The 17475-nt window shown below is 69.8% G+C and carries 22 protein-coding genes; 16 read left to right on the top strand and 6 right to left on the bottom strand.

Annotated elements, in window-relative coordinates; translation table 11 throughout:
• The first annotated feature begins 1 nt into the window (after position 1).
• From ACS5PM_RS14260 to ACS5PM_RS14235, 6 genes are all read left to right on the top strand, one after another.
• Positions 2–1747 carry a cytochrome c oxidase subunit I gene (locus ACS5PM_RS14260; protein WP_439388305.1) on the top strand — a complete coding sequence of 582 codons (1746 nt, stop codon included), beginning with the start codon at positions 2–4 and terminating at the stop codon, positions 1745–1747.
• A 1-nt stretch (position 1748) separates the two neighbouring features.
• Complete coding sequence (locus ACS5PM_RS14255; protein WP_439388304.1) at positions 1749–2372, top strand: cytochrome c oxidase subunit 3 family protein; 624 nt, start codon at positions 1749–1751, stop codon at positions 2370–2372.
• Between the two features lie 24 nt (positions 2373–2396).
• Positions 2397–3125 carry a heme-copper oxidase subunit III family protein gene (locus ACS5PM_RS14250; RefSeq protein WP_439388621.1) on the top strand — a complete coding sequence of 243 codons (729 nt, stop codon included), beginning with the start codon at positions 2397–2399 and terminating at the stop codon, positions 3123–3125.
• A 9-nt stretch (positions 3126–3134) separates the two neighbouring features.
• Positions 3135–3488 carry a cytochrome C oxidase subunit IV family protein gene (locus tag ACS5PM_RS14245; RefSeq protein WP_439388303.1) on the top strand — a complete coding sequence of 118 codons (354 nt, stop codon included), beginning with the start codon at positions 3135–3137 and terminating at the stop codon, positions 3486–3488.
• Between the two features lie 10 nt (positions 3489–3498).
• Positions 3499–4434: a heme o synthase gene (cyoE, locus tag ACS5PM_RS14240; RefSeq protein WP_439388619.1), complete on the top strand. Its 936-nt coding sequence runs from the start codon at positions 3499–3501 to the stop codon at positions 4432–4434.
• Between the two features lie 98 nt (positions 4435–4532).
• The gene (locus tag ACS5PM_RS14235; RefSeq protein ID WP_439388302.1) at positions 4533–4946 is read left to right on the top strand and encodes a YXWGXW repeat-containing protein; all 414 of its coding nucleotides are present in this window, start codon (positions 4533–4535) and stop codon (positions 4944–4946) included.
• A gap of 53 nt (positions 4947–4999) precedes the next feature.
• On the opposite strand, the gene ACS5PM_RS14230 is transcribed toward ACS5PM_RS14235, so the two are convergent.
• Positions 5000–5299 carry a hypothetical protein gene (locus ACS5PM_RS14230; protein ID WP_439388301.1) on the bottom strand — a complete coding sequence of 100 codons (300 nt, stop codon included), beginning with the start codon at positions 5297–5299 and terminating at the stop codon, positions 5000–5002.
• Positions 5300–5498: 199 nt separating this feature from the next.
• Between ACS5PM_RS14230 and ACS5PM_RS14225 the strand changes: the two genes are divergently transcribed.
• On the top strand, positions 5499–7559 hold the full coding sequence (locus ACS5PM_RS14225) for an AsmA family protein (protein ID WP_439388300.1): 2061 nt from the start codon (positions 5499–5501) through the stop codon (positions 7557–7559).
• A 181-nt stretch (positions 7560–7740) separates the two neighbouring features.
• On the top strand, positions 7741–8166 hold the full coding sequence (locus ACS5PM_RS14220; RefSeq protein WP_439388299.1) for a response regulator: 426 nt from the start codon (positions 7741–7743) through the stop codon (positions 8164–8166).
• A gap of 37 nt (positions 8167–8203) precedes the next feature.
• Here the strand turns inward: ACS5PM_RS14220 and ACS5PM_RS14215 are convergent, their stop codons facing one another.
• Positions 8204–8836: a response regulator gene (locus tag ACS5PM_RS14215; RefSeq protein ID WP_439388298.1), complete on the bottom strand. Its 633-nt coding sequence runs from the start codon at positions 8834–8836 to the stop codon at positions 8204–8206.
• Positions 8837–8875: 39 nt separating this feature from the next.
• On the opposite strand from ACS5PM_RS14215, the gene ACS5PM_RS14210 reads away from it, so the two are divergent.
• The 4 genes from ACS5PM_RS14210 (at position 8876) to ACS5PM_RS14195 (ending at position 11484) form a co-directional block, all read left to right on the top strand.
• Positions 8876–10285: a CHASE3 domain-containing protein gene (locus ACS5PM_RS14210; protein ID WP_439388297.1), complete on the top strand. Its 1410-nt coding sequence runs from the start codon at positions 8876–8878 to the stop codon at positions 10283–10285.
• Between the two features lie 157 nt (positions 10286–10442).
• The gene (locus tag ACS5PM_RS14205) at positions 10443–10754 is read left to right on the top strand and encodes a hypothetical protein (RefSeq protein WP_439388296.1); all 312 of its coding nucleotides are present in this window, start codon (positions 10443–10445) and stop codon (positions 10752–10754) included.
• A gap of 45 nt (positions 10755–10799) precedes the next feature.
• Positions 10800–11258, top strand: coding sequence for a BON domain-containing protein (locus ACS5PM_RS14200; RefSeq protein ID WP_439388295.1), 459 nt, complete (start codon positions 10800–10802; stop codon positions 11256–11258).
• Positions 11259–11286: 28 nt separating this feature from the next.
• Positions 11287–11484: a hypothetical protein gene (locus tag ACS5PM_RS14195; RefSeq protein ID WP_439388294.1), complete on the top strand. Its 198-nt coding sequence runs from the start codon at positions 11287–11289 to the stop codon at positions 11482–11484.
• A gap of 37 nt (positions 11485–11521) precedes the next feature.
• Here the strand turns inward: ACS5PM_RS14195 and ACS5PM_RS14190 are convergent, their stop codons facing one another.
• A complete protein-coding gene (locus ACS5PM_RS14190) occupies positions 11522–12811 on the bottom strand; it encodes an HD domain-containing phosphohydrolase (RefSeq protein ID WP_439388293.1) in 1290 nt (429 codons plus the stop codon).
• Between the two features lie 103 nt (positions 12812–12914).
• On the opposite strand from ACS5PM_RS14190, the gene ACS5PM_RS14185 reads away from it, so the two are divergent.
• Both ACS5PM_RS14185 and ACS5PM_RS14180 read left to right on the top strand, forming a co-directional pair.
• Positions 12915–13445 carry a GNAT family N-acetyltransferase gene (locus ACS5PM_RS14185; protein WP_439388292.1) on the top strand — a complete coding sequence of 177 codons (531 nt, stop codon included), beginning with the start codon at positions 12915–12917 and terminating at the stop codon, positions 13443–13445.
• A gap of 133 nt (positions 13446–13578) precedes the next feature.
• Positions 13579–14100 carry a DUF6622 family protein gene (locus tag ACS5PM_RS14180; protein WP_439388291.1) on the top strand — a complete coding sequence of 174 codons (522 nt, stop codon included), beginning with the start codon at positions 13579–13581 and terminating at the stop codon, positions 14098–14100.
• Between the two features lie 26 nt (positions 14101–14126).
• Here ACS5PM_RS14180 and ACS5PM_RS14175 read toward each other — a convergent pair whose 3' ends face one another.
• Complete coding sequence (locus ACS5PM_RS14175; RefSeq protein WP_439388290.1) at positions 14127–14477, bottom strand: hypothetical protein; 351 nt, start codon at positions 14475–14477, stop codon at positions 14127–14129.
• A 167-nt stretch (positions 14478–14644) separates the two neighbouring features.
• On the opposite strand from ACS5PM_RS14175, the gene ACS5PM_RS14170 reads away from it, so the two are divergent.
• Positions 14645–15226 (top strand): pyridoxamine 5'-phosphate oxidase family protein, encoded by a 582-nt coding sequence (locus tag ACS5PM_RS14170; protein WP_439388289.1) that lies wholly within the window; start codon positions 14645–14647, stop codon positions 15224–15226.
• 43 nt (positions 15227–15269) lie between these two features.
• Here ACS5PM_RS14170 and ACS5PM_RS14165 read toward each other — a convergent pair whose 3' ends face one another.
• Entirely contained in the window at positions 15270–15800 is a 531-nt protein-coding gene (locus ACS5PM_RS14165; protein ID WP_439388288.1) for a GNAT family N-acetyltransferase, read from the bottom strand.
• Positions 15797–16402, bottom strand: coding sequence for a helix-turn-helix domain-containing protein (locus ACS5PM_RS14160; RefSeq protein ID WP_439388287.1), 606 nt, complete (start codon positions 16400–16402; stop codon positions 15797–15799). Before ACS5PM_RS14160 ends, ACS5PM_RS14165 begins: the two co-directional genes overlap by 4 nt.
• 72 nt (positions 16403–16474) lie before the next feature.
• Here ACS5PM_RS14160 and ACS5PM_RS14155 point away from each other — a divergent pair, with 72 nt between their 5' ends.
• Entirely contained in the window at positions 16475–17473 is a 999-nt protein-coding gene (locus ACS5PM_RS14155; protein ID WP_439388286.1) for a DUF72 domain-containing protein, read from the top strand.
• Positions 17474–17475 lie beyond the last annotated feature (2 nt).

The following is a 17475-nucleotide window of genomic DNA, read 5'->3' as shown; positions in this document are numbered from 1 at the left end:
CATGGCCTACGTCCATCCCACCGAAGAGCTGCACCACGAGCCGCAGACCTTCATCACCAAGTACGTCTGGAGCCAGGACCACAAGGTGATCGCCGTGCAGTACGGCGGCACCGCGATCCTGGTGGGCATCGTCGGGCTGGTGCTTTCCAACCTGATGCGGCTGCAGATCGGCTTTCCCGGCGTGTTCGAGTTCATCAACGCCGAGCGCTACTACCAGTTCGTCACCATGCACGGGATGATCATGGTGATCTACCTGCTGACCGCCCTGTTCCTCGGCGGCTTCGGCAACTACCTGATCCCGCTGATGATCGGCGCGCGGGACATGGTGTTCCCCTACATGAACATGCTGAGCTTCTGGGTCTACCTGCTCAGCGTGATCGTGCTGATGGCCAGCTTCTTCGTGCCCGGCGGGCCCACCGGCGCGGGCTGGACGCTGTACCCGCCCCAGGCCATCCTCGCCGGCACGCCGGGCTGGGACTGGGGAATCATCCTGATGCTGGTGTCGCTGCTGATCTTCATCGTCGCGACGACGATGGGCGGCCTGAACTACGTCACCACCGTGCTGCAGGCCCGCTGCGAGGGCATGACGCTGCTGCGCATGCCGCTGTCGGTGTGGGGCATCTTCACCGCCACCGTGCTCGCGCTGCTGGCCTTCCCGGCGCTGTTCGTCTCGGGCGTGATGATGCTGCTGGACAAGACGCTGGGCACCAGCTTCTTCATGCCGGCGCTCGTCAGCATGGGCCAGGTGACGAACTACAAGGGCGGCAGCCCGCTGCTGTTCCAGCACCTGTTCTGGTTCTTCGGCCACCCCGAGGTCTACATCGTCGCGCTGCCGGCCTTCGGCATCGTGTCGGACCTGATCAGCGTGCATGCCCGCAAGGCGATCTTCGGCTACCGCACCATGGTGTGGGCGATCCTCATCATCGGCGGGCTGAGCTTCGTCGTCTGGGCGCACCACATGTTCGTCTCGGGCATGAACCCGTGGTTCGGCTTCTTCTTCGCCACCAGCACGCTGATCATCGCGGTGCCCACCGCGATCAAGGTCTACAACTGGGTGCTCACGCTTTGGCAGGGCGACATCCACCTGACCGTGCCGATGCTGTTCACGCTGGCCTTCCTGCTGACCTTCCTGGCCGGTGGCCTCACCGGCCTGTTCCTCGGCAACGTGAGCGTGGACATCCCGCTGTCGGGCACCTACTTCGTCGTCGCCCACTTCCACATGGTGATGGGCGTGGCGCCGCTGCTGGTGGTCTTCGGCGCGATCTACCACTGGTACCCCAAGATCACCGGCCGCATGCTGGACGACCGGCTGGGCAACGCGCACTTCTGGGTGACCTTCCTCGGCACCTACCTCATCTACTTCCCGATGCACTACCTGGGCGTGCTGGGCATGCCGCGGCGCTACTACAACTACGAGGGCTACAACTTCATCCCTCAGTCGGCGCACACGCTCAACGAGTTCATCACCATCGTCGCGCTGTTCCTGGGGGCCTTCCAGTTCGTCTTCGTCTTCAACCTGCTGTGGAGCTTGCGCCATGGACAGAAGGCGCCGTCGAACCCGTGGCGCGCCGCCTCGCTGGAGTGGTTCACGCCGGACACGCCGCCCAAGCACCTGAACTGGGGGCCGCACCTGCCCACGGTGCACCGCTGGGCCTACGCCTACAACATGCCGGGCTCGAAGGAGGACTTCGTGCCGCAGAACGCGCCGCCCGAGGCGGGCGGGTCGGAACCGACACAGGAACATTGAGATGAACACGACCACCGTGCCCGCGCGCGTCCAGAGCCTGCCGGAGCCCGATCGCCCCCGTGCCGCGGCCGTCGCGCTGTGGCTCTTCATGGGGGTGGCGAGCACCTTCTTCTCGCTGTTCATCGTGGCGTACGGCATGCGCATGGACGCCCAGGACTGGTCGCCCATCACGCTGCCTTCGCAGCTGTGGATCTCCACCGCGTTGCTGGTCGTCGGCAGCGTGCTCATGCAGCGTGCCGCCGCGGCCGCGGGTGCGGGCGAGCCGAGAGCCATGCGCGTTCTGCTGGCGGGGGGTGGTGCCGCGGCAGCCGCCTTCGTCGGCTCGCAGCTGCTGGCCTGGCAGGTGCTGATCGACCAGCGCGTCCTGCTGTCGAGCAATCCCGCCGCGAGCTTCTTCTACGTGCTCACCGCCCTGCACGGCCTGCACGTGCTGGGGGGCCTGGTCGCCTGGAGCGTCTCGGCCCAGGCCCTGTCGATGTCGGCCGCGCAGCTGCCCTCCGCCGCCTGGCGCATCCGTCTGTGTGCCCGCTACTGGCACTTCCTGCTCGCGGTGTGGCTGGTCCTGTATTTCATCCTCGCGCAACTGACACCCGAGATCGTCCGCTTCATCTGCGGAAGAAGCTGAAACAGGAGTGACGCGATGACCGACATGCCTCTGGATCGCCCCGCCGGCCACGCGGCCGCGCCACCGCCGGCACCTGTCGCCCACGCGGGCAGCCAGCCCGAGGGCTGGCGCGGCCTGGTGTCCGATTGGTCGGGCGACCAGCAGACCTTCCAGGTCGCCTGGGGCAAGGCGATGATGTGGATCTTCCTGCTGTCCGACACCTTCATCTTCGGCTCGTTCCTCACCGGCTACATGTCGGTGCGCACCTCGACCACCGTGCCGTGGCCGAACCCGAGCGAGGTGTTCTCGCTCGACATCGCGGGCAAGCCGGTCCCGCTGCTGCTGATCGCGATCATGACCTTCATCCTGATCAGCTCCAGCGGCACGATGGCGATGGCGGTCAACTGCGCCTACCGGCGCGACAAGGTCAACGCCGCCCGGCTGATGTTCGCCACCGCCGCCTTCGGCGCCACCTTCGTCGGCATGCAGGCCTTCGAGTGGAGCAAGCTGATCCTCGAGGAAGGCGTGCGGCCCTGGGGCAACCCGATGGGTGCGGCGCAGTTCGGCTCGACCTTCTTCATGATCACCGGCTTCCACGGCCTGCACGTGAGTGCTGGCGTGATCTACCTGTGCGTGGTGGCGATCCGCCTGCTCAACGGCTTCTATGACCGGAAGAAGGGCGGCAACTACCAGATCGTCGAGATCGCCGGCCTGTACTGGCACTTCGTGGACCTGGTCTGGGTCTTCATCTTCGCCCTTTTCTACCTCTGGTAAGGAGCCGCCATGGAGCAAGTCGCCACGACCGGCACGCACACCGGCGCTGCACCCGCCCAGCACGCCCAGCAGCATCCCATCGGCCTGTACTTCAAGATCTGGGGCCTGCTGTTCGTCCTGTCGACCCTGTCGTACCTGGTGGACTACTTCCACTTCGAGGGGTTGCTGCGCTGGAGCCTGATCCTGATCTTCATGATGCTCAAGGCGGGCCTGATCGTTGCCGTGTTCATGCACATGGCCTGGGAGCGCCTCGCCCTGATCTGCGCCATCCTGCTGCCGCCCGCGGCGCTGCTGGTGCTGGTGGGGCTGATGGCGTCCGAAGGCCACTACGTCAACCTCACCCGCCTGCTGTTCTTCCGCTAGGAGCACCATCATCTCGACGCCCTCGCCCCTGATCACCCTGCCGGCCAGCCGGCGGGCGCCCTGGCGCAACTACCTCGAGCTGACCAAGCCGCGCGTCGTCGCGCTGATGGTCTTCACCGCCGTGGTCGGCATGCTGCTGGCGAGCCCCGCCGCACCGCCCTGGCCGGTGCTGGCCTTCGGCTCGGCGGGCATCGCCCTGGTCGCCGGGGCCGCCGCGGCGCTGAACCACCTGGTCGACCAGCGCATCGATGCGGTGATGGCCCGCACGCGCGGCCGACCGCTGCCGCGCGGGGCGCTCGGCACCTGGCAGGTCGGTCTGTTCGCCGGCGCCATCGGCGCGGTGGGCACGGCCTTGCTGCTGGCCTTCACCAACCCCCTGTGCGCGGCGCTGACGGTGGGCTCCCTGATCGGCTATGCGGGCGTCTACAGCCTGTTCCTGAAACACCGCACGCCGCAGAACATCGTCATCGGCGGCGCGGCCGGCGCCGCGCCGCCGCTGCTGGGTTGGGTGGCGGTCACCGGGCAGGTCGAGCCGGGCGCCCTGCTGCTGTTCCTCATCATCTTCATCTGGACGCCGGCGCACTTCTGGGCCCTGGCCATCCACCGCCGCGACGACTACGCCAAGGCCGGCGTGCCCATGCTGCCGGTCACGCACGGCGTGCCCTTCACAGCGCGGCGGGTGCTGCAGTACGCGGTGGTGCTCTGGGCCGTCACCCTGCTGCCGCAACCGTTGGGGTTGGTGAGCGGATGGACGGGCTGGCTCTACACACTGGCCGCCGCCGGCTTCGGCGGGCGCTTCGTCTGGTATGCGTGGCAGCTCAGGCGCGATCCGGCGCACTGGGCGATGCCCACCTTCCGCTTCTCGATCGTCGACCTGTTCGCGCTGTTCGCCCTGATGCTGGGCGAGCATTACATCGCGCCACTTTTCTTGACCTTTGGTTTGTAGGCCCCTGCCTGCGCGCCAACGTTGCTGTGTCTGATGGCAGTCAGGCCATTCGGCAACCAAGATGCCCGCATGACTGTCCTTCATTGAAAGGAAACACCATGCTCTACAAGGCATCCCTGCTGGCCTTTTCGCTGCTGGCACCGGCGGCCCTGTTGCCGACCAGCGCGCAGGCGGCCGTCAACGTCGACCTCGTCGTGCGCGTGCCGCCGCCGGCCGTGCGCTACGAGCCTGTGCCGCCGCCGCGGCCGGGCTATGTCTGGACCCCGGGGTACTGGGCCTGGCGCGACAACCACCACGTGTGGATCGCCGGCACCTGGGTCACCGCCCGCCCGGGCTACGTCTACTACCAGCCGCGCTGGGTCGAACGCAACGGCCAGTGGCATTACACCCGCGGCTATTGGGGCCGGCATGACAAGGACCACGACGGCATCGCCAACGCCTACGACCATGACCGTGATGGCGACGGCGTGCGCAACAACCGGGATCGCCATCCCGACGTGCCGGGCCGCTGAAGCCTGCGCCCCCCGTCAAGCCCCGGCCCTCGAGCCGGGGCTTTCGCTTGTGCTCAAGGCGAAGGGGCGCTGCCGATGACCGCCGGCTCGCGGGCCTTCTGCGCCGCGCTGTCTGGATCGACTGCCGGCCCGATACGTTGCGTCGCGTCGGTGGCGGTGGCCTGCGAAAGATCATCGGCCTCGTCGCGGCTGCCGATGGCCAGCAGGATGACCGCCAGCGCGATCACCAGGGCGGCCAGGATGCCCGGCCAATGGCGGCGCGTGGGCGCATAGGGCTCCTGGCCTTCCATGGATTCGCCGGCCGGGATGCGGACGTCGTGGTCGCGAAGGTCTTCGTGGGTTTGCGATGGCATGGTGAGCCCTCCTGGAAACGGATTGCCGAACAGACCCAGTGTGGGCAGGACGCGGTCGCCGGGCCGTCGGCGGGGGCCGGCGCCCGCTGTAGGAGGGCCGCCCGACCCGGCCCGCCGCCCACCTGCACGCTGATGTCCTACAGCCCTTGCGCCCCTCCGCCGACGGGGGCCGGCTGCCGCCGGCTCTAAGGTCGGCGGCATGAATCACGTATGGCGCCGTGCGATGTGGCCGCTGGGCGCGCTGGCCGTGCTGCTGGCGGCTCTCGGTGTGGCCGAGGCCACGGGCTGGCGCTTTCTCGCCGGCCCGGCAGGGCGCTGGCTCAGCGACAAGCTGGCCCGCGAAGTCAGCCTGGGCACCGACCCGGCCCGCAGCGGCTTCCACCTTTCGCTGCTCGGCCCCATCCGCCTGCAGGTGGCTGAGCTACGGATAGGCAACCCCGCCTGGAGCAGGCTCGGGCCGACGCTGCAGGCCAAGGACGTCGACCTGCGGCTGCGCTGGCGCGATCTGCTGGCCATGCGTGGCGGCGAGCGGCTGAACGTGCAGTCCCTGCGAGCCGAAAGCCTCGACCTGCGGCTAGACCGCCTGGCGGACGGCCGGGCCAGCTGGCAGTTCGGCGCCGGGTCGGACAGCGAGCATCCGGCGGCGCGCCCCGCCATGGAAGGCGTGCATTTCGACGACCTGGCCGTGGCCGACGGCCGCGTGCAGCTGGCCGACCGCCTGCAACGTCTGGAGCTGCAGGGCAGCTTCGGCCTGAAGCCCGGCGCCCTGGCCGGCGACAAGCCCGGCTGGGTGGGCGAGGCCGCCGGCCGCTGGGGCGAGTGGCCGGTGAAGTTCGTCCTGAAGACCGGCGCCGTGCTGCCCGAAGCCGTGAGCCTGCAGGTGGCGCCGCCGGTGCCCATGGTGTTCGACGGCAGCGCCGGCCGAGCCCACCTGAAGTTCGACGGCACGGTCCAGGACCTGATGGGCCGGCAGGACGTGCAGGGCCGCTTCCAGCTGAGCGGCCCCTCGCTGGCCGCCGTGGGCGAGCCCTTCGGCGTCACGCTGCCGACCACCCAGCCCTTCACGATGCAGGGCCAGATCGCCCGCGAAGGCACCCGCTGGCGCACCCATGTGCAGGCGGCCCACATCGGCCGCAGCGACCTGGCCGGCGACTTCGAGTTCAACCGCCCGCCGGGGAAGCTGCCATTGCTCACAGGCGAGCTGCGCGGCGACGCGCTGTGGCTGTCCGACCTCGGCCCGACGATCGGCGTGGCGACCCAGGAGACCAGGCAGGCGGTGCCCGCGGCCAGCGCCCGGCGCGCCGGGCGCGTGCTGCCCGATCGACCGCTGGACCTGCCCTCCCTGTCGGCGATGCAGGCCGACGTGCGCATCGCCCTGGCCCGGCTGGAGCTGGGCCACCCGAAGCTGGAGGCTGTCCATCCCCTGCGGGCTCACCTGACCCTGAAGGACGGCGTGCTGAACATCGAGGGCCTGGACGCCACCCTCGCCCAGGGTCGGCTGTGGGGCAGCATCCAGCTCGATGGCCGTCAGCCCCAGGCGATCTGGAAGGTGGACCTCTCCGCCAGCGGCCTGAAGCTGCAGGAGTGGATTGCCCAGTCGCGGCCCAAGGGACAGCCGCCTTACGTCACCGGCGAACTCGGCGGCCGCTTCCTTCTCACCGGCCGGGGCCGCTCGGCGGCGCAGATGCTGGCCACTTCCGACGGCAGCGGCCGCCTGCTGTGGAGCGACGGGACGCTTTCGCACCTGGTGGTCGAAGGCGCCGGCATCGACCTGGCCCAGGGCCTGGGGGTGCTCCTTAAGGGCGACGATGCGCTGCCCGTCACCTGCGCCGCGGCCGACCTGCAGGTCAAGGCGGGCCAGGTCGAGCCGAAGCTGCTGGTGGTCGACACGCCCGATTCCACGCTCTGGGGCGAGGGCCGTGTGTCGCTGGCCGATGAGAAGCTGGACCTGGTCGCGCGGGCCGAACCGAAAGACGTCAGCCCGCTGACCCTGCGCACGCCGCTGCGGGTGCGCGGCACCCTGTCCGACCCGTCGATCTCGCTCGAGAAAGGACCACTGGTGCGCCGCGCGGTGCCGGCGGTGCTGCTCGGGCTGATCAACCCGCTGGCGGCCCTGCTGCCGCTGATCGACCCCGGCAGCGACCAGGCGCGCCACCGCCTGGCCGGATGCCAGGCGCTGGTAGCCCAGGCCCAGCGCCAGACGCCCGCCCATCGGGCGCCATCCCCCGTGGCCAGTCGAGCGGCCTCGTCGCCGCCGTAGGACTGGTCCGACAGCAAACAGATCGTTGGACGGACGAGCCATGCACAGCGACCCCACTGATAATCGGTTTCAAGTCCCGACAGGCTTGGCGCGTGGCACTTCCAGCGGTGCAGACGTTTCCTTCCCTGGCCGGATTCCTGGCCCCCTGATCTTCGTCGCGCGCCCCGGCGCGCAACCCGGTATGACCTCGCCTTCGCCTGTTCGCGCCGACCTGGCCTCTCCGCTCAGGTGCTTCCTGGTCGAGGACAGCGCCGTGATCCGGCAGAACCTCATCGCCACGCTGGAGGAGCTGCTGGCGGTGCAGATGGTCGGCACGGCCGAAGACGAGCGCGGAGCCCTCGAATGGCTCAGGACCGGCGCGGAATGCGACCTCATGATCGTCGACATCTTCCTGCGCCAGGGCACCGGGCTGGAGGTGCTGCGCCAGGCCCGACAGCTCAGGCCGGAGACCCGCCTGGTGGTGCTGACGAACTTCGCCACCGCCGACATGCGCAAGCGTTGCGCGCAGCTGGGCGCGGATCAGGTCTTCGACAAGTCGGCCGAGCTCGAGGAGCTGCTCGCCTACTGCGAAGAGCTGAGCAACAGCAAGCCGCTCGCGCAGCCGTGATGACGTGCGTGCAGCCTCGCCGAACCCGACACCGGACCTACTGGATCAGGCCGTTCTTCAGCGCGTAGTAGGTCAGGTCGCTGTTGGACGACAGCTTCATCTTCTCCATCACCCGGGTGCGGTAGGTCGAGACGGTCTTGACGGACAAGGCCATGGAGTCGGCCATGTGGCCTATCGTCTCGCCCTTGGCCAGCCGCAGGAAGACCTGGAACTCCCGCTCGGACAGCTGCTCGTGCGGCAGCTTGTCGGGGTGGCTGCCCAGCCCATCGGCGAGCAGCTCGGCCACGGCGGCGGTGATGTACTTGCGCCCCCGGTAGACGGTGCGGATCGCGGTGACGATCTCCTCCGGGTCGCACTCCTTGTTGAGGTAGCCGCTGGCGCCCTGGCGCAGCAGCGTGGTGGCGTAGTGCGTCTCCGGGAAGCCCGAGAGGATGAGGACCGGCAGGTCGGGCTCGCGCGCCTTGATGGCGGCCATCGCGTCCACGCCGCTCTGGTCGGGCATGGACAGATCCATCAGCAGCACATCGACCTCACCCTTGCGGACAAGATCCAGCGCCTCTCGTCCGTTGGCCGCCTCGCCCGTCACCCGCAGGTCGACCTGCTCGGACAGGAACTGGCGCAGCCCGGTGCGGACGATCACGTGGTCATCGACGATTCCGACGCGGATCATGGCAACTTCTCGCTGGATGCAACCTGGGGAGTCTAGGTGATGCGGGGTTTGACAAGCTGGCTCGACAAGGGCAAATACCGGGCCTGGGCCTTTCCCGTGGCGGCCCTCGTCGCCGGCTTGCTGCTGGCCACCACCGAGCTGGCCTACCACGGTGCCGGCTCGCGCCTGACCCGCCTGGCCGCCATGGACCAGGCCCGGTTCGAGCTGCTGCGCGTGCTGCGCCGGATCACGGATGCCGAATCCGGCGAGCGCGGCTTCCTGCTCACCAACGGGCCCGAATACCTCGCGCCCTACCAGTCGGCGCGGGCCGACGTCTTCGACGGCATGCAGCGCCTGGAGCAGCTGTACCTCGACATCGGAGATGCCAACGCGGAGGTCCACCGCAAGCGCATCGCGAGCCTTGTCGTCTCCAAGCTCAGCGAGATGGAGGAGGTGCTGCGCATAGAGGCCGCCGGCCAGCGCGAAACCGCGCTCGAGATGGTGCGCACCGGCATAGGCCGCGACCAGATGGAGCAGCTGCGAAAAGAGGTCGACGAGCTGCTGCACCAGCAGAACCAGGCCAGCCGGGAGGCGCTCGGCAGCATCTATGACACGCTGCTGATGAACCGCCTGGGCGTGCTGGTGCTGACCATCGTCGGCCTGGCGGTGCTGGCCGCCTTCCTGCGGCAGAGCCGGCTGCTGGACCAGGAGCTGCTGGTGCGCCAGGCCGAGGTACAGGCCGAGCGCGACCGCCTGGAGCGCGAAGTCGAGCGTCGCACCGAAGACCTCAAGGAGCTCGCGAGCCACCTGCAGACGGCGCGAGAGGACGAGCGCGCCCGCCTGGCCCGGGAGCTGCACGACGAGCTGGGCGCGCTGCTCACCGCCGCCAAGCTCGACGTGGCCCGCATCCGCCCCAAGCTGCTGCAGGCCGCACCCGACCTGCAGCCGCGCCTGGCCCACCTGGTGGAGGCGCTGAACAGCGGCATCGCCCTGAAGCGCCGCATCATCGAGGACCTGCGGCCGTCGACCCTCAACAGCCTCGGCCTGGTGCCCGCGCTGGAGATCCTCTGCGGCGAGAGCGCCGAGCGCCTGGGCATCCCGATCCACGCCAGGCTGCAACCCGTGCGGCTCGCGCCCGGGGCCGACCTCGTCGTCTTCCGCGTCGTGCAGGAGTCGCTCACCAACATCGCCAAGTACGCCAAGGCCAGCCGGGTCGATGTCAGCCTCCGGCTGGACGACGGCGAGGCGGTGGTCGAGGTCACCGATGACGGCGCGGGCTTCGATGCTTCGCAGACGGCGCGCGGCAGCCACGGGCTGCGCGGCATGCGCTTTCGTGTCGAGGCCGAGCGCGGGCGATTGCAGATCCGATCGTCCCCGGGGCGCGGCACCACGCTGACGGCGCGGCTGCCCGTGGCGCCCGAGCCCGACCCGTCCGGCGAACCCGCCGACGCCGCCTCGAAGTCCGCGTAGGAGCGGTCCTACACCCGCTCGTTCAGCGCACCGACACAAGGCTGCGCTGTCTGCCGCTGCGAAGGTCGCCAGGGCCTGCCTACATTGGTCCTGTAGCACCCCGCCACAGGGGGGCCCGCCGCCCCCCACGATCCACCCCGCAGCAAAGGACCGCATCATGACCACCCGGACCACCGACCTGCAGCAGAAAGCGGCCGACGCCCTGACCGACGGCCTGCACGAAGCCGGCAACATCGCCTCCTCCGCCTTCAGCCGCGCCGCCGCCCAGATGGAGGAGATCACCCGTCGCGGAATGGACCGCGCACGCGAAGCCTCCACCCAGGTACGCGACCAGGCCAACCGCGCCGGTGACCGCGCCGTGGGCTACATCCAGGAAGAGCCGGTGAAGTCGGTGCTGATCGCGGTCGCGGCCGGCGCCGCCGTCGCGATGCTCGCCGCCTGGTTCGCCCGCTCGCGCTCGCACCTGTAAAGCGCCACCCCGTTCCATCAACACAAACTCTCCGGAAGGCACCCCATGAACAAGATCACCACCACCCGCCGCCTCTCGACCGCCGCCCTGCTGGCCGCCGGCATCCTGTCCTCGCTGGCTCTGGCCGGCTGCAACCGCGCCGCCGACGACCGCACCGCCGGCCAGAAGCTCGACACCGCGATCGCCAAGACCGACCAGGCGGCCGACAACGCCGCCGCGAAGACCGAGAACGCGGCCAACCGCGCGGCCGACAAGATGGAGAACGCCGCCAACAAGATGGGCGCCAAGGCCGAGGACGTGGCGGTGACCGCCAAGGTCAATGCCGCCCTGGCCGGGGATGCGCGCCTGTCGGCCCTGAAGATCAACGTTGACACCGTGGACGGCCGCGTCAGCCTGCATGGCTTCGCGCCCGACGCCGATTCGCGCCAGCGCGCCACCGAGCTGGCCAAGGCCGTCGAAGGCGTGAAGGACGTCGACAACCAGCTCCAGGTGGGCACGAAGTAAGCGTCCACAGCACAGGGAGGAGACTGTCATGCGCCGAGTTGCCACAGCTCTTTACGTAGCCATCGCGCTGGCCAGCCTCGGCCTGGCCAGCGTGCAACCGAGCCAGGCCGACGGCCTGGCCGTCAACACCGTGGCCCTGGCTGACGAGGTCGACAACCTCGCCGTCGATGTCTGGGATGCGGCCGCCGACACGCTGGCCCCGACCGACACCGCCGACACGCCCTGAGCGCAGTCCCGGCGGCCTTGCCGTCAGTGCGCCCCGGTCACGAGATCGACCTGAGCGCCTCGCACAGGCGGCCGAGCCGCGAAGCATCGCCGGGCGCCAGTTCGCCCGCCCGAAGAAGCGCCGCCCGTTCGATGCCGCGCAGCCGGAAGATCAGCTCATCCTCGATGGCCTCGACCTCGGCCGCATCGCGCACGCAGACCGCCGCGGAACTCCACAGCCCGCTCGCATTCCAGCCCAGCCTGAGCCGGGCCAGAAGGTGGCTGGACAGCGCCAGCGCATTCTTCAGCGGCGGAGACTCCGCCTGCGCGAGCAACTCGCCCGCCTGGCGCTCGGCCGCCTGCAAGGTGGCGTCCAGCCGCTCCAACCGCCCTTGCACCTCGGCGGTGGTGAGATTCGCCCGGCGCGGAGGTTCGGCCCGCGCGGCCGCCTCGATGGCGGCCAGCCAGTGGAGGTCGAATTCGCCCGGCACCACCCGCAAGGCCACGCTCGCACGAGCGAGCGACGCCGCCCCGCGCAGGCTGCCCAGCGCGGCCTCCACCACGGCGAGCAGGCGCCCCAGCGGCGAGACCTCGTCCCGCCTGAGCAGGTGCGGATAGCCGGATCCGTCGAGCCGCTCGTGGTGCTCGGCTATGCCACGCGAGAGCGCGCCGGGGTAATTGGTGAGCTGGGCAATGAGCAGGTGGCCTATGTGCGGATGCACCACCAGCTGCTGGTAGGCCACGAAGTCGAGGCCACGCGCCGGATCGCCCTCGCCATAGCGCGGATCGATGTAGAGCTCGCCCAGATCGTGCAGCAGACCGGCCAGCAGGGCCAGCCGAAGCTCGGCGACGCCACCGCCGTGAACGTCCATCATGGCGCCGGCCAGCAGCATGGCTTGCACCGCGTGCTCGAAGGCCTCGGGCTTGGAGGCCTGCGAGGCGGTGAGCAGCAACTGCGGCACCGAATGCAGCGGCAGGTGCGAGACCTCCTTGAGCAGCCGCCCCGCATGAGGCAGCAGCAGCGCCGTCAGCGGAGTGTCTTTCGCCAGTTGCTCCTCGGCGGCATGGGTGAGCGTGTGGGCCGTCACGCCGTCCTCGGCCAGCAGGCAGCTTTCGAGCGGGTTGCGCAACTGCCGGTCCAGCAGCTTGCGTTGCAGCGCGCTGGACACAGGCTGGTCGCGTGCCCACAGCTTGATGCCCGAGATGTCGAAGATGTCGCGCGAGGCGATGATGCTTCGGGTCTGGCTCGCCTCCAGGATGGTCGCCAGCGCGTGCTGGTTGGCCGTCGAGAAGGAAGACGAGGACGACGACAGGGCGCTGCGCGGAGCACCTGGGGCTGGGCTGGTCACCTGGAATCTCCCTACCTGCTTCGACGCGGCATCGGCCGGCCGCCCGCCGCCTGAAGCCGCGACTCGTTACCAATCGCAACTGCCGCGTGTTGCAATCGTCGGCATGACCATCCTGACGACCGAGCGGCTCCGCCTGGAGCCCTTTTGCGACGAGCATCTCGCCGCCCTCAACGCCCTGAACCGTGACATCGAGGTGATGCGCTACCTGGGCGGCCGGGCGGAGACGCTGGACGACACCCGCGCCGCCATCGAACGCGTCAAGGCGCGCTGGGCGGAGTGGGGCTACTCGTGGTGGGCTTTCGTGGAGCACGACAGCGGCGAGCTGGTGGGCGCCGGCTGCATCCAGCACTTGGGGCGCGACAAGGCCAAGCCGCTGGAGATCGGCTGGCGCCTGAGGCGCGACCGCTGGGGCCGAGGCCTGGCCTCGGAGGCGGCTCGCACCATGGCCCGCTTCGCCTTCGAGACCCTGCATGCACCGTTGCTGCGGGCGGTTTGCCATCTCGACAACGCGGCCTCCGCCCAGGTCATGAAGCGCCTGGGCATGCGCTACAGCGGCATCGAGCGCTGGAACGACATGGACTGCCTGGCCTACGAGATCAGCGCCCGGGAGTGGCGGGACCGACAGGCGCCGTAAGCGCTTTCCATTCGCGCCGCCAGGCTGCCGCTCGCGCCGCAGCCCCCCCGTTCGTCGCACGCTGCTCGCCCAGCCCGCGAGCAGCCGCCAGCATCACGTCCATCGAACCCCCAACCCTTCAGAGGAGCCGATGATGCTGATGCAGATCCTGACCCACACCCCGCGCTGGGTGTTCTTCCTCTTCGCTGCCCTCGTCTGGCTGGGCTTTTCGCAGATGGCCGGCCGCCGCGCGACGCTGCGCCGGGTCACCTTGCTGCCGGTGGCGATGCTGGCGCTGTCGTTCTTCGGCGTGGTGTCCAGCTTTGCGGGCCTGGCCTGGGCGCTGCTGCCCTGGGCGGCCGGCGTGGCGCTTTCGGCGGCGGCCGTTCTGGCCCGCCCAGTGCCCGAAGGCACGGCGTACGAGCCGGGCAGCCGCCGCTTCGCCCTGCCCGGCAGCGCACTGCCGCTGGGGCTGATGATGGGGATCTTCCTGCTCAAGTACGCGGTCGGCGTGTCCCTCGCCATGGCGCCGGAGCTGGCCAGCTCGGCCGGCTACGCCACCTTGGTCGGCGCCGTCTCCGGTGCGCTCAGCGGCGTGTTCCTCGGCCGTGCAGCGCGGCTGTGGCGCCTGGCGCTGCCGACGCTCAGCCAGGCGCCGGGTGTCCGGCTGGCCTGAGGGCTGGCAAGAGAAGGCCGGCGCGCCTACCTGACCAGGGCGACGCCGGCCGGCGCGGGCTCCGACGAAGCCACCGGGGCCGGGCCGGGCGCGAAGGCGGCGGCATCCAGCGCGCAGGCCTGGTCGATCAGCGCCCGGGCGCTGCCGCCGGCTTGGGTGGCCGGCCATTCGCCGGCATCCTCGAAGCGCTGGATGCCCCGGGCGAGGCAACGTTCGGCCGGCGTGTCGCGGTAAAGCTCGCTCCAGGCCTCGCGCGGTTCGGCCTGCCGGTGCTGCTGGCCCAGGGTGCCCAGGCCGGCCATGGCGGCCACCACCAGGGCGGCCACGATCCAGGCGTTGACGAGACGAAGCGGGAGGGGGTCGGTACTGCTGAACATCGGCGGCGATTGTTCCAAGAGGCCGGGAAATGCACATTCCCCCCGATGGGGGTGTTGTGGCCGAATCGACACCGGGACGCCGACTCTTCCTGCGCGCATGCGCCTCCCGAACTGGTCAAGCGGCCGGGGGCCCGCCCCTCGGCACCCGTCTGCGAAGGATGAACACCATGAGCGATACGACCTACCACGCCGGCATGCGCACGCTGCAGGATCGCTTCGACACGCGCCGCCTGGCCGACCGGCTGGACGAGCGCCTGGGCCGCGGCTCCTTCACCGAGGAAGACCGGGCGTTCATCGAGAGCCGGACGATGTTCTTCCTCGCCACCGCCGATGCCGAGGGCCGGCCCGATTGCTCGTACAAGGGCGGCCTGGCCGGCTTCGTGCGCGTCGTCGGGCCCGACGAGCTGGAGTTCCCGAGCTACGACGGAAACGGCCAGTTCCGCAGCCTCGGCAACGTGCTGGCCCATGCGGCGGTGGGGCTGCTGTTCATCGATTTCGAGTCGCCCCGGCGGCTGCGGGTGAACGGCGAAGCCCGCCTGCTGGACGATGCCGAGACCCTGTCGCGCCACCACGGCGCGCAGCTCGTGGTGCGGGTGCGGGCGCGGCGCATCTTCCCCAACTGCCCGCGCTACATCCACCGCACCGGCGGCGCGCTGCCGTCGGCCGACGTGCCCCAGCCCGGCCACGAGCCGCCGCCGGCGGCGTGGAAGTCCATGCCCATGGTGGTGGACATGCTGCCGAATCGTTGACCTCACCTCGATGGGCAGCGGACGACCGCCGGCCCCAGTGCGATCAGAGCTGCTTGCAGAAGAAGGTCGTCCCGCAAGGCGCTCCATCCGGCATGAGCGCGTAGTTCGGCACGCAGCCCACGCGCACCCAGCCCGCCCGCTCGTAGAGCCGCTCGGCATCGCCGCCGGTCACGGTGTCCAGCACCAGCACGGTCTTGCCCTGGGCGCGTGCAACGTCGTCCACCGCCGCCATCAGTCGATGCGCAATGCCCTGACGGCGCGCACGACGGTGGACGAGCATCTTGGCCACATCGGCGCGATGCGGCTGGTTCTCGGGCAGGCCGGTGATGAGCTGCACGGTGCCCACGATGCGACCTTCGCCGTTCTCAGCCACCAGCAGGACGCGTTCGCCTCGCTGCACGCCCTCCACCACGCCGCGCCAGAAGGCCATCGCCTTCTCGAATGGCAAGGGCGCCATGAAGCTGACCGAGGCACCGCCGTGGACACAGTCGACCAGCACTTCGGCCAGGGCCTCGACGCTGGAGAGGGCTTCGTCGGCGCCCAGACGGCGGATGGTGATGGCGGGTGTGTTCACGAGGCACTCCTTCTGGCGTGTGGCGACCAGGGCAGCGTGACCAGCGCGACGAGATAGCGCGCCGGCGACCGGGTCGGGTTGCGGTAGACGAGCGGCTGGTCCAGCTGCATCGCCAGCGTGTCGCCGGTCTCCAGCCGCCAGGTGGTGCGGCCGACCGTCAGCTCCATCGCGCCGTCGATCATCCAGACCTGCTGGTAGGTCTCGTTGTCGCGCGGCGTGGCGTCGTAGGCGATGCGCTGGCCGGGCGGGAAGACCACGTCCACCAGCTGGATAGGCGAGCGGGCAGGCGGCGAGACGTTGCGTCGCAGGTAGCCGCTGCCCGGATCCTGCCAGACCGGTTGATCGGCGACGCGGGCCAGGGGCGAGGGGTCGGCGGCGATGCTGCTTTCAGCCGGCTCGAAGAGCGAGGCCACGGTGGCGCCCAGCGCGCCGGAGAGCTTGTCGAGCACCACCGCGGTCGGGCTGCTGCCGCCTCGTTCTATGAGCGAGATGTTGGACCGGCTCACGCCGGAGCGCTCGGCCAGCGCGTCCAGCGACAAGCCCAGGCCTTCGCGCAGCTGGCGCACGCGCCGGCCTATGCGGGAGTTCAGGTCGGAGTCCATTCCTCCAGTTTACGAGAATACTGATTCCAGTAAAGTGGATTCAGCGGGCCTGCCGTTTGCTCCGTCCCGGTCATGACCCACGCGCGCGGCGACATCCGTATCGGCATCTCCGGCTGGCGGTATGCGCCGTGGCGCGGCCGTTTCTATCCCAAGGGGCTGCCCCAGAGGGAAGAGCTGGCCTACGCCTCCCGGATGCTGCCGACGATCGAGATCAACGGCTCCTTCTACTCGCTGCAGCGCCCGGCCTACTACCAGGGCTGGCATGACGAGACGCCGGACGATTTCGTCTTCTCCGTCAAGGGCCCGCGCTACATCACCCACCTCCTGCGCCTGCGCGACGTCGGCGCGCCGCTGGCCAACTTCTTCGCCTCGGGCGTGTTCGCGCTGGGGGCCAAGCTCGGGCCCATCCTGTGGCAGTTCCCGCCGCACATGCCCTACGACCCGCCGCGCTTCGAAGCCTTCTTCAAGCTGCTGCCGCACGACACCGACGCCGCGCTGGCGCTGGCCCGCGGACACCATGACGCACGCATGCAAGGCCGCAGCCTGCTGGAGGTGCGGCACCGGCAGGAACTGCGGCACGCCGTGGAAATCCGCCACGACAGTTTCATCGACCCCGGCTTCATCGCGATGCTTCGGCGACACGGCGTGGGCCTCGTCGTCGCCGACACCGCCGGCCACTGGCCGTTGCTCGAGGACCTCACCGCCGCCTTCGTCTACATGAGGCTGCATGGCGACAAGGAGCTCTATGCCAGCGGCTACAGCGACGAGGCGCTGGACCGCTGGGCCACGCGCATCGCCGCCTGGCGCAGCGGCCACCAGGTGGACGACGCGCACCTGGCTTCCGACAAGCCCGCACCGCGGCGTGCGCGGCGCGACATCTACTGCTACTTCGACAACGACGTGAAGGTGCACGCGCCCTTCGACGCGGCCCACCTGGCCGCGCGCCTGGGCCTGCCCACCGGGCTGGTGCCACTCAAGGTGAAGACGCCGGCCGGCCTGCCGCCGCCGCGCCCGACCTGGCCAGCCACCCCGGTACGCGGCGCCGCGCGGGTGGGACACCGCCCGCATTGAGC

The organism is Ideonella flava, from assembly GCF_051857595.1.
Lineage (GTDB): Bacteria > Pseudomonadota > Gammaproteobacteria > Burkholderiales > Burkholderiaceae_C > Ideonella.
The sequence above is the reverse complement of the archived record's forward strand: the minus strand, read 5'-3'. Positions and strand labels throughout refer to the sequence as shown.